We start from the raw sequence: 12,058 nt of genomic DNA on the forward strand, positions 1-12,058 counted from the left end.
TCACTGTCGCGCAAATCCATCCCGATCGATACCTGGCCTGGCGGCCGGGTCCCGTTTTCGTGCCTGGCGTTCCGTATTCGCCTGCCCCTTGGCGCCGCCTCGGGAAGCGGCCATCCGTTGCGGGAAAAGCCACTGAATTCAGTAGGTTGACGCCGCCGTCCCTCTGGCACTTTGTCAGGCACAAAACGTCAGCAAAACGCACCCTTCGTCACCGTACTGACACTCTGCGGCAATGCCACTTGACGCGACGCGTCAGTCTGAGGAGAGTCGGCATCCGGTCGGTCGTTTGGGGACGATTCAAGTTGCGTACACTCGCCATTCATGAATTGCGCGCCGCTGGGCGCGCCTCCGCGCCCGGCGCGGGTTCCCAGCCCCACTGAACTCCATCGCAAAGCCGCTCGGTCGTCCCCGACCTGCGGCTTTTTTTTCGCCCGTATTCCATCAGACCAACAAGCACTCCGAGGGGAACCCGCATGAACCGGATCTATCGCAAGGTGTGGAACAAGTCGCTCGGCCAGATCGTCGTCGCCTCCGAACTGGCGACCGGCGACGGCGTCGGGGCGACCGTCACCGTCGGTCGGAGCGCGCGCCCCGCGCTGCTGGCACTGGCGCTGATGGCCGCGATGCCGGCTGCCTGGGCCCAGGTCGCCATCGGTGGGCTCGAAGAGTGCACGGTCGGCGGCGTGACCTACGAATGCATCGTGCCGGGGGACGCGAGCGCTGCGGCGGGCGCGGTCGCTATCGGCGGCGGGGCGCAGGCGGGCGGCGTAACCGCCACTGCTGTGGGGACGCAGACGGTCGCCACTGGGTTCGCATCGGGCGCCTTCGGTGCATCGGCGCGCGCCACGGCCAGCCAAGCGCTCGCGTTCGGTGCAAATGCAAGGGCGATCGCTGCCGACAGCGTCGCGCTGGGCGCGAACGCGCGCGCGACCCGCGCCAACACGGTGTCCGTGGGCGCCGAAGGCGAAGAGCGCCAGATCGTCAACGTGGCGGCGGGCGTGGAGGCCACCGATGCCGTCAATCTCGCGCAGCTCGATGCCGTCGCCGCCATCGCCGAGGACACTGCCCAGTACGTCGCGGGCACCGGTGATGGCGAGGCGATCGCCGACGGCGATGTCGCGTTCGCTGCCGGCTCGGATGCGACGGCCGGGGGTGATGGCAGCGTCGCAGTCGGCGCGGACAGCAGCGCATCCGGGCTCGAAGCCACGGCGGTGGGCTATGGCAGCGATGCGTCAGGCGAACTCGCGAGCGCGATCGGTGCCGAAAGCATTGCCAGCGGTGGCATGTCGGCCGCCCTCGGCTTCCTGGCGGCGGCCGAGGGCGAGTGGTCGACCGCAGTCGGCGCGCTGGCGTCGGCGAGCGCGCAGGAAGCCACGGCACTGGGCAACGGCAGCGCGGCCAGTGGCGTTGCCTCGACCGCCGTCGGCACCGGCGCCGCGGCGTCGGCCGACAACAGCGTCGCGCTCGGTGCGAACTCGGTGGCCGACCGCGACGACAGTGTCTCGGTGGGCTCGGAAGGTGCCGAGCGCCAGATCACCAACGTCGCCGAAGGCACCGAGACGACCGACGCGGTGAACCTGGGCCAGTTGCAGGAAGCGACGGCCTACACCCAGTACTTCCGCGCCACCGGTGATGGCGAAGCCTATGCCGAGGGCGAGGATGCGACGGCGTCGGGTTCCAACGCGATCGCCGAGGCGGATTACTCGACTGCGGTCGGCTCGACCACCTACGCCTCCGGCGTCGGGTCGTCGGCCTTCGGCAGCGGTGCGAGTGCGAGTGGGCAGTACGCGACGGCGTCGGGCTACAACGCGGTGGCCGAAGGCGACTCGAGCACGGCGGTTGGCGGCTGGCTCTACTACGATAACGGCGACGTGCTGCTGGACCAGACGACGACCGCCAGTGAGGTCGGTGCATCGGCCTTGGGCGCGGGCGCGCAGGCAATTGGCGCGTTCAGCACCGCGACCGGTGCGGCCGCCAACGCAACGGGCGTGCAATCGACGGCGCTGGGCTACAGCAGCAGCGCCGCTACGGACGCGTCGAGCGCGCTGGGTGCGTTCTCTGAAGCAACGGGTGGCTTCGCCACGGCGGTGGGCTACGGCAGCGTCGCCAGTGGCGACTATGGCTTGGCGGTCGGTGGCATCGCCGACTACGGCGACCTGCTGATCGGCTTCCCCGGCTTGATCCTGCAGACGACCGAGGCCAGCGGTGTGGCGTCGACCGCACTGGGCAACGGCGCATGGGCGACCGACGTCGGCGCGACCGCCGTCGGCACCTTGGCCGAGGCGACCGGCGTGCAAGCAACGTCGCTCGGCACGCTGGCGTATGCAACCGCGGACGGGGCGTCGGCGCTGGGCAGCGGCAGCTCGGCCAGCGGCGTGGACTCGACGGCGATCGGCTTCCTGGCTGGCGCATCGGCCGACAACAGCGTGGCACTGGGTGCGAACTCAGTGGCTAATCGTGAGAACAGCGTGTCGGTCGGTTCTGCAGGCAGCGAACGCCAGATCACCAACGTCGCGGCCGGCACGCAGGGCACCGACGCGGTCAATGTCGCGCAGCTCGAGGACGCGACCCAGTACACCAAGTACTTTGCCGCGTCGGGCGGCGAGGACAGCGACAACGGCGCGTATGCGGACGGCGAGTACGCGACCGCGGCAGGCGAATCGGCATTGGCATCCGCGCAGGGCGCTTCGGCGTTCGGTAGCGGGGCGTTTGCACTGGCGGACAATGCGACGGCCGTCGGCTTCAACGCCGTGGCCGATGGGCAGAACAGTGCGGCCTTCGGCGCAGGCGCCGAGGCGCATGGTGCGGCGAGCGTGGCCGTCGGCGGCAATGCCGTCGACGAGAATGGCGAGCCGCTGCTGACGCTTGGTGGCCAGCCGGTCGAGACCTCGGCCACCAGTGCGGGCGTGGCGGGTACCGCGGTCGGTGCGAGCGCGGAAGCCACGGGCTTCGCGTCCTCGGCCTACGGCGTAGGCGCATCTGCACTGGGCGCGCAGTCGTCGGCGTTCGGTGCCATCGCCACCGCCTCGGCGGACTATGCAACGGCCGTCGGCACGCAGGCGATCGCCAGTGGCGCGAGCAGCGTCGCCGTGGGCGGGCCGGCGGATCTGATCCCGGGTCTGGGTCTGCTGGTGTCGACCCGCGCGTCGGGCGACGGTGCGGCCGCGTTCGGCAGCGGCGCGATCGCCTCAGGGACCAACGGCACCGCGGTCGGCACCCTCACCGAGGCCGAGGGCGCAGGCAGCGTGGCATTGGGCTACTTCGCCTATGCACCGGGCACCAATGCCGCGGCGCTGGGTGCCGAAGCATGGGCCAGTGGCGAGAACAGCACCGCAGTGGGCTACTACAGCACCGCTCTGGCCGACAACAGCGTCGCGCTAGGTGCGAACTCCGAAGCCGATCGCGACAACACGGTGTCGGTCGGTTCGGCAGGCGAGGAACGACAGATCACCAACGTCGCCGAAGGCACCGAGACGACCGACGCGGTGAACCTGGGCCAGTTGCAGGAAGCCACAGCCTATAACCAGTACTTCCGTGCGACCGGCGACGGCGAAGCCTCTGCCGAGGGCGAAGACGCGACCGCGTCGGGCTCGAACGCGATCGCCGAGGCGGATTACTCGACCGCGGTCGGTTCGACCACCTATGCCTCCGGCGTCGGGTCTTCGGCCTTCGGCAGTGGCGCGAGTGCGAGTGGGCAATACGCGACGGCGTCGGGTTACAACGCAGTGGCTGAGGGCGACTCGAGCACGGCGGTCGGTGGTTGGCTGTATTACGAGGACGAGAACGGCGACGTGCTGCTGGACCAGACGACGACCGCCAGTGAGGTTGGCGCATCGGCCTTGGGCGCGGGCGCGCAGGCGATCGGGGCGTTCAGCACCGCGACTGGTGCGGCGGCCAATGCGACGGGCACGCAGTCGACGGCGTTGGGCTACCGCAGCAGCGCGGCTACGGACGCGTCGAGCGCGCTGGGCGCGTTCTCTGAAGCAACGGGTGGCTTCGCCACGGCGGTGGGTTACGGCAGCGTCGCCAGTGGCGACTATGGCTTGGCGGTCGGTGGCATCGCGGATTACGGCGACCTGCTCATCGGCTTCCCCGGCTTGATCCTGCAGACAACCGAGGCCAGCGGTGTGGCGTCGACCGCACTGGGCAACGGCGCATGGGCGACCGACGTCGGCGCGACCGCCGTCGGCACCTTGGCCGAGGCGACCGGCGTGCAAGCAACGTCGCTCGGCACGCTGGCGTATGCAACCGCGGACGGGGCGTCGGCGCTGGGCAGCGGCAGCTCGGCCAGCGGCGTGGACTCGACGGCGATCGGCTTCCTGGCTGGCGCATCGGCCGACAACAGTGTGGCGCTGGGTGCGAACTCGGTGGCCAATCGGGCGGACAGCGTGTCGGTCGGTTCTGCGGGCAGCGAACGCCAGATCACCAACGTCGCGGCCGGCACGCAGGGCACCGACGCGGTCAATGTCTCGCAGCTCGAGGAGGCGACCCAATACAACAAGTACTTCGCCGCGTCGGGCGGCGAGGACAGCGACAACGGCGCGTATGCGGACGGCGAGTACGCGACCGCGGCAGGCGAATCGGCGCTGGCATCGGGGCAGGGCGCGTCGGCGTTCGGTAGCGGTGCGTTCGCACTCGCGGAGAACGCGACGGCGACGGGCTTCAATTCCGTGGCCAGCGCGGCCAATGCATTGGCGGCTGGCGCATCGGCGGAAGCTTCGGGCGAGTACGCCGTCGCGGTGGGTGCCGAGAGCCTGGCGTCAGGCGAACTGGCGACTGCCACTGGTGCCGCCGCGGTCGCCAGTGGCGATGGCAGCCTGGCGTCCGGCGCGCTGGCGGAAGCCGGCGGTGTCGAATCGACAGCGGTCGGCTTCTATGCTGCTGCCACCGGCGATGGCGCGACCGCCATCGGCGCCGAGAGCGTTGCGGACGGAACGACCGCCGCGGCCTTTGGCTTCGGTGCAGAGGCCACCAGCAACTATGCGACCGCGCTCGGCGGCTACGCGACGGCGTCGGGCTTCAACAGCACGTCGGTCGGCAACTTCAGCACCGCGAGCGGCTCCAACGCGCTGGCTGTCGGCGCCGACAGTACCGCGTCGGGTGACTACAGCACGGCTGTGGGACAGGCGGCGACAGCCACCGGCATCAACAGCGTGGCGGTGGGTGGCGCTTTGCTTGGATTGCTGCCTGCAGAGGCTTCGGGGGACTACTCGACTGCCGTCGGTGGTGCGGCGTGGGCAGGTGGTACAAACAGCACGGCACTGGGCAACTTCGCCGAAGCGGGAGCCGTCAACAGCGTGGCATTGGGTGCGGATTCGATCGCCGATCGAGAGGACAGTGTCTCGGTCGGCTCAGAAGGTAACGAGCGCCAGATCACGAATGTCGCCGAAGGCACCGAGACGACCGACGCGGTGAACCTGGGCCAGTTGCAGGAAGCGACGGCCTACAACCAGTACTTCCGCGCGAGTGGCGACGGCGAGGCCTACGCGGACGGCGAAGACGCAACTGCCTCGGGCTCGAATGCGATCGCCGAGGCTGACTATTCGACCGCAATCGGTTCGACCACCTACGCCTCCGGTGTGGGGTCGTCTGCCTTTGGCAGCGGCGCGAATGCGAGTGGCCAGTACGCGACGGCGTCGGGCTACAACGCGGTGGCTACGGGTGATTCGAGCACGGCGGTCGGCGGCTGGCTGTACTACGAGGATGAGAGCGGCGAGGTCGTGCTCGACAAGACGACAATGGCTGTCGAAGTCGGTGACTCGGCGCTGGGCGCAGGCGCGCAGGCGAGTGGCGGCTTCAGTACGGCCATCGGCGCAGCATCGGAAGCGAGCGGTCTGCAATCCACAGCGACCGGGTATTCGAGCGCGGCTGCAGGCGACTACAGCGTCGCAAACGGCGGCTTCAGCGTTGCGAGCGGTCGAGGCGCCACCGCGCTCGGCTATGCGACAGAGGCATCGAACCAGTACGCCACGGCCGTGGGCTGGGGCGCCGTAGCCAGCGGTGCCGGCGCCACGGCGGTCGGCGGCATGGGGGATCTGGCTCCCGGTTGGGGCTTCCTGGTGCCGGCCGAAGCGGCCGGCACCGCCGCCTCCGCCTTCGGCTCGGGTTCGGGGGCCTGGAGCAACTACGCCACCGCGATCGGCGCACTGGCGCAGGCCGACGGAGCAGGCGCGACGGCGCTGGGCTACTTCGCCTATGCGCAGGCCGAGACCTCGACTGCAGTGGGTGCGCAATCATGGGGCAGCGGCGATCGCGCCACTGCGGTGGGCTACTACACCACCGCTGAAGGCGCCGACAGCACTGCACTGGGCTTCAATGCGTTCGCCTCGGCCGACAACAGCGTGGCACTGGGTGCAAGTTCGGTCGCCGACCGGGAGGACAGCGTATCGGTCGGCTCGGCAGGTAACGAGCGCCAGATCACCAACGTGGCTGCTGGCACCGAGGACACTGATGCGGTGAATCTGGCACAGCTTTACGCCGCCGCGGACGGGGCATTGCTCGCGGGGCGGTACTTCCGCGCGACCGGAGACAGCGAAGCCGCGGCCGAAGGGGAGGATGCGACGGCGTCGGGATCGAACGCCATCGCTGAGGCCGACTACTCGACGGCAGTCGGCTCGTCGACCTATGCGGCCGGTGAAGGGGCGTCGGCGTTCGGCAGCGGCGCCCACGCACTGGCGTACAACACGACGGCGACGGGCTTCAACAGCACGGCCTCTGCCGATTACGCCACGGCCTATGGCGCCGGAAGCGAGGCGACGGGAAGCAGCGCCACCGCCATCGGTGGCTACCTCTACGCGATGAGCGGCGAGACCTGGGAGCTGGAGGCGTTCGCCACCACTGCTTCGGGCGTCGAAAGCACCGCGATCGGTGCCGGGGCGCGGGCACTTGAGTACGCTTCGACCGCCGTCGGTGCTGGTGCCTACGCCGATGGGCGGATGTCAGTCTCGGTTGCCGGCAGCGCACGTGCAGACCGCACGACTGCGGTGGGTGTCATGGCGACCGCAACCGGCGATTTTGCGACTGCACTCGGCAGCGGTGCTACGGCAGGGGCGATCCGGACGCTGGCTGTCGGGACCGGAAGCATCGCCGCCGCCGACAGTGCGACCGCAGTGGGTCAGGTCGCGCAGGCCGCTGGCGAGCAGAGTGTCGCTCTCGGCTTCCGCAGCCTTGCCGTCGGTGCGGGCAGCCTTGCGCTCGGCGCCGATGCCGTGGCGCTGGCAGGCGGAAGTGTTGCGCTCGGTCAGGGTGCCGTTGCGGATCGTGCGAACACGGTATCCGTCGGCTCGGCGGGTGCAGAACGTCAGATCACTAATGTGAAAGCAGGCACCGAGGACACCGATGCCGTGAACGTGGCGCAGCTCAATGCGGTCTCCGCCGGGCTAGGCAATCTCGCCGAAAATGCGTTGGTCTATGACGACGACGACAAGGCGCAGGTCACGCTGGCCGGTGAAGAGGGCACGGTGATCTCCAACGTCAAGAACGGCGACGTCTCGGCGACCAGTACCCAGGCGATCAACGGCAGCCAGCTTCACGGTGCGATGCAGTCGGCGGCCGACATCTTCGGCGGCGATGTCACGGTGACGGCTGCCGGTACGTTGACCATGCCGAGCTACGCGATCCAGGGCGCCAGCTACAGCTCGATCGGCGACACCTTCGCTGCGCTCGACAATCAGATCACCGAGCTCAAGACGCGCGTGGGCCAGGTCGAGACGGTGATGGAGTCCGGTGCCGGCACCAATGAGCAGGTGGCGGTGGGTGGCGATACGCCGGCGACGATCGCTGACGGCACCAACGGGGTCGCGGTCGGCGACGGTGCGCAGACCGGCGGCCAGAACGGCGTGGCGGTAGGCGGCGACGCCTACGCGCACGGCCCCAACGACACTGCGGTCGGCGGCAACGCCAAGGTGTACGCGGATGGCAGCACGGCGCTCGGCGCCAACACGACGATCACTGCCGAGGCAACCAATGCGGTGGCCGTCGGTGAGGGCGCGAGCGTGAGTGCGGCCTCGGGAACGGCGCTGGGGCAGGGGGCATCGGTCACCGCGGAAGGCGCAGTCGCACTGGGACAGGGCTCGGTCGCCGACCGCGCCAACACCGTCTCGGTCGGCAGCGCGGGCAGCGAGCGTCAGATCACCAACGTCGCGGCCGGTACCGCGGCGACCGACGCTGCCAATGTCGGCCAGGTCAATGCGGGCGTCAGCGAGGCGAAGGCGTACGCCGACACCACCGCGACGCAGGCGGTGGCGACATCCAAGGCCTATACCGACCAGAAGTTCGCCACCTGGAACGACAACTTCGAGTCCTTCAAGGGCGACGTCGATCGTCGGTTCTACGACACCGACCGCCGCATCGACCGTCAGGGCGCGATGGGGGCTGCGATGTTGAACATGGCCACCAGCGCCGCCGGCATCCGCACGCAGAACCGGGTCGGCGTCGGTGTCGGCTTCCAGGGCGGCGAGAGTGCGCTGTCGCTCGGCTACCAGCGTGCGATCAGCGAGCGCGCCACGATCACCGTGGGCGGCGCGCTCAGCGGCGATGAAAAGTCCGTGGGTCTGGGTGCCGGCTTCGGCTGGTAACCCCGCAAGGACCGGTGGGCGTTGCCCATCGGTCCGCGGTTCGATGGCACCGGGGCCATCCGATGCCATCCATGCGACGTCCGTCGGGACGGTGGCCCTGTGCCGCCGCACCGACGCTTCCGAGGTCCAATACTCCAACGAGGGTCCAAAATGAAGAACAGCATCATCCCCAGCGCCCTGGCCATCGCGGTCGGCGCGGTGCTCGCCACCGGCGCCGTCCATGCGGGCAAGACCCAGCGTCCGGCCGACAAAGCGGGGACCGAGGCGCCATTGCAGCAATCGGACGCGACCCCGATCCGGCGCTTCATCGTCGAATACCGGGACGGCGCGCGGGAGCGGCAGGACCAGCAGGCGGCGGTTGCGGGCGTCCGCACTGCACTCGCCCGTTCGGGCATCGTGCGCGGCGCCGCCAAGGCCAACAACGTGCAGTATCTGCGCACGCTCGCGACCGGACACCAGGTGCTGCGCTTGGCCCAGGGCGTGGACCGGGTTTCGGCCGAGGCCCTGATGCGGCAGATCGCCGCCGATCCGAACGTCAAGTCGGTCGCGCCTGACCGCCTGCGTCAGATCGCCGCCGGCCCGGTGCAGCCGGCCTACGTGCCCAACGATCCGGGGCTGGAATGGCAGTGGCACATGCTCGCCCCGGACGGCACCGTGACCGGCGACGGCGGTCCCAACCGCGGCGGTATCAATGCGCCGGCTGCCTGGGATCTCACCGACGGCGAAGGCATCACGATCGCGGTGCTCGATACCGGCATCACCGAACATCCCGATATCGACAGCTCGCTCGGCGATGCCGGCTACGACTTCATCTCCGATGCGTTCGTATCGGGGCGCGCCACCGATGACCGCGTCGCGGGGGCTTGGGATCTGGGTGACTGGACGATCGGCTACCCCGGCGCGGAAACCTGCCAGCAGCGCAACAGCAGCTGGCACGGCACGCATGTCGCCGGCACCGCAGGCGCGCAGCGCACCGACAACGGCGTCGCAGTCTCCGGCATCGCCTACGGCGCCAAGGTCCTGCCGGTCCGCGTACTCGGCCATTGCGGCGGCTACGATTCGGACATCGTCGACGCCATCATCTGGGCTGCGGGCGGCGACGTGGATGGCGTGCCGGCCAATGCCAACCCCGCGCAGGTCATCAACCTGAGTCTGGGCGGCTCCGGGGCCTGTTCGGCGGCTGAGGCCGACGCGATCGCGCAGGCGAATGCGCTCGGCGCGACCGTGGTGATCGCCGCGGGCAACAGCAATGCCGACGTGGCGAACTTCTCGCCGGCCAACTGCCCCGGTGCGATCGCCGTCGCGTCCAACGGCATCACCAGCCGCCGTGCCTACTACTCCAACTACGGCACCGGCATCGACATCTCGGCCCCGGGTGGCGGCGTCTATGCCAACGACAGCAACTCGGGCACGCAGATCGAGGACGGCTTCGTGTGGCAGGCGAGGAACCCGAGCACGACGACGCCGACGCCGCTGGCCAGCATCACCGGCGCGCCGACCTATGGCACCGCTGGCACCTCGCAGGCCTCGCCGCACGTCGCAGGCGTGGTCGCGCTGATGCAGGGCGCGCGTCTGGCCGCCGAGTTGCCGCTGCTCACCCCGGAGGAAGTGCTTGATGTGCTCACAAGCACCGTCACGCCCTTCACGGTGGCGCCGTCGACCAGCCAGCCGATCGGCCCGGGTATCGTCAATGCCGGTGCTGCGGTGCTCAAGGCCATCGAACCGCCGTGCGATCCGGAGGTCGAGACCTGCGCGCCGGATGCCACGCCGATCGGCAACGGCGTCCCCTTGCGTAGCCTGTCGGGCACGGCGGGCGGTGAGACGCTGTACTCGATCGAAGTGCCGGCCGGCGTGACCGGTGCGCTGACCATCACCACCAGCGGTGGCAGCGGCGATGTGTCGCTCCATGTCAGCCTTGACGAGGCGCCGGCACAGACCGGGACCTGGAACTCGACGCGACCCGGCAACACCGAGACCGTCCGGATCAACCGGCCGGCCGCGGGCATCTACTACATCAAGCTGGCCGGCACGCGCGCCTACAGCAACGTGACCTTGCAGGCCAAGTTCACGGCGCCGGGGGTGTAAGACCGCCGCCGCACCCGCAAGGAGGCGGGTGCGGTCCGCCATTCGAGCCCGCGGCCATCCGCGGGCTTTTTTGCGGCCCTTCTCCCAAATCGAATACGGGCCTGGGCCTTTCCACTTCGGACGGCCAGCAAAAACCGGGGTCAGAGTGCAATTTCGTGAGACGAAATTGCACTCTGACCCCGGTTCTGCGCAGTGCGCGTGGCGGGCGGGCCGAGCGGTACAGGCGGCATCTGGGATACTGTCGCGCCAGGTTCACCGCCCAGATCGTCATGTCCAAACCTTCCGGTCCGCGCCGTTCCCCGGTCGAGAAAGCCGCCCGCCGCGCGCAGGGCACGCCGATCCATGCGCAACTGCGCGACGGCGATGGCCGCGTGATCGCCGGCGCGACACTGGAGGATGGCGAATGGACCATGGTGCTTGCCGGTCGCCCGGTGGCGAGTACGCCCAGCGCTGCGATGCTGCTGGCGATGCTGCGCCACACCGCCGCGGTGCAGGGGCGGGCTGGGGTGCGGACCCGGCTGTCGGTCTCCAAGGTCCTTGACGCCGCCGCGTGCGCGGAGGCGCAGGCGGCCGGTCGCACGCTCGCCGCGCATCTGGACTGGCTCGAGGCCGAGCGGCGCACGCGCAACGACCCGGCCCCGGCGCTGCACTGAGCGGACACCACCTGCTGAACAATGAACTGTGCAGGCGGCGTCGACGGCGCTGGCGGCCGTCGCCGCTATCATCCGCGGCTCGTCCATTCGATACGCCCATGATGGTTCGCGTCCGTCTGTTGCCCGCCCTGGTCTCGTTGCCGTTGGCCGCTGCGTTGCTGGCCGGCTGCGGGCGCAACGCGCGCGAGGACGTGCCTTTCATGGGCGAATCGTTCGACGCCGACGACACCTACTCGCGCACCTACGATCTGCCGCCGGCCCAGGCCTGCAGTGCCGCGCGCTTGGCGCTGCTCGGGCAGGGCTACGCCGTCGGCAAGGCCGGGGACGATGCGGTCGAGGCGACCAAGAACTTCCAGCCCGAGGACGAGGTGCACACCCAGCTGTCGGTGCGCGTGTCGTGCGTGCCGCGCGGCAGCGACCGGACGTTGCTGTTCGTCAGCGCGCTGCTCGACCGCTACGTGCTGCGCAAGAGTTCCAACTCGGCGAGCCTGGGCGTCGGCGCGCTCGGTTCGTTGTCGGTGCCGATCGGCAGTCGCGAGGATTCGCTGGTGCGGGTGGCCAGCAGCACTGTGCAGGATGCCGGCTTCTACCGCCGGTTCTTCGAGCGCGTGGGCTACTACGTGCCCAGCCCGACGAACGAGGACCGGCGCGCGCCGGCCGCCCAGGGCGATGAGGATCCGCCGCCCGACGATCTGCACCGCCCGGCGCGGGACGACGCGCCGCGCTGAGCGCCGGCTGCGACCG

4 protein-coding genes are annotated in these 12,058 nt (G+C 69.7%); all 4 read left to right on the forward strand.

Going from position 1 to position 12,058, the window contains the following annotated elements; all coding sequences use genetic code 11:
• Positions 1 to 473 precede the first annotated feature (473 nt).
• The 4 genes from MNO14_RS02700 to MNO14_RS02715 all read left to right on the forward strand — a co-directional run bounded on the left by MNO14_RS02700 (position 474) and on the right by MNO14_RS02715 (position 12,042).
• A complete protein-coding gene (locus tag MNO14_RS02700; protein ID WP_241945269.1) occupies positions 474 to 8,576 on the forward strand; it encodes an ESPR-type extended signal peptide-containing protein in 8,103 nt (2,700 codons plus the stop codon).
• A gap of 99 nt (positions 8,577 to 8,675) precedes the next feature.
• Positions 8,676 to 10,661 (forward strand): S8 family serine peptidase, encoded by a 1,986-nt coding sequence (locus MNO14_RS02705; protein WP_241945270.1) that lies wholly within the window; start codon positions 8,676 to 8,678, stop codon positions 10,659 to 10,661.
• A gap of 269 nt (positions 10,662 to 10,930) precedes the next feature.
• On the forward strand, positions 10,931 to 11,314 hold the full coding sequence (locus MNO14_RS02710; RefSeq protein ID WP_241945271.1) for a hypothetical protein: 384 nt from the start codon (positions 10,931 to 10,933) through the stop codon (positions 11,312 to 11,314).
• A gap of 98 nt (positions 11,315 to 11,412) precedes the next feature.
• Positions 11,413 to 12,042 carry a DUF2242 domain-containing protein gene (locus MNO14_RS02715; RefSeq protein WP_241945272.1) on the forward strand — a complete coding sequence of 210 codons (630 nt, stop codon included), beginning with the start codon at positions 11,413 to 11,415 and terminating at the stop codon, positions 12,040 to 12,042.
• The last annotated feature ends 16 nt before the right edge of the window (positions 12,043 to 12,058 follow it).

It is taken from the genome of Luteimonas sp. S4-F44, from assembly GCF_022637415.1.
Lineage (GTDB): Bacteria > Pseudomonadota > Gammaproteobacteria > Xanthomonadales > Xanthomonadaceae > Luteimonas.

What these genes read in the sequence shown, in the direction of transcription:
- MNO14_RS02700 (WP_241945269.1), top strand. Translation starts at nt 474, where the DNA reads ATGAACCGGATCTATCGCAAGGTGTGGAACAAGTCGCTCGGCCAGATC.
- MNO14_RS02710 (WP_241945271.1), top strand. Translation starts at nt 10,931, where the DNA reads ATGTCCAAACCTTCCGGTCCGCGCCGTTCCCCGGTCGAGAAAGCCGCC.
- MNO14_RS02715 (WP_241945272.1), top strand. Translation starts at nt 11,413, where the DNA reads ATGATGGTTCGCGTCCGTCTGTTGCCCGCCCTGGTCTCGTTGCCGTTG.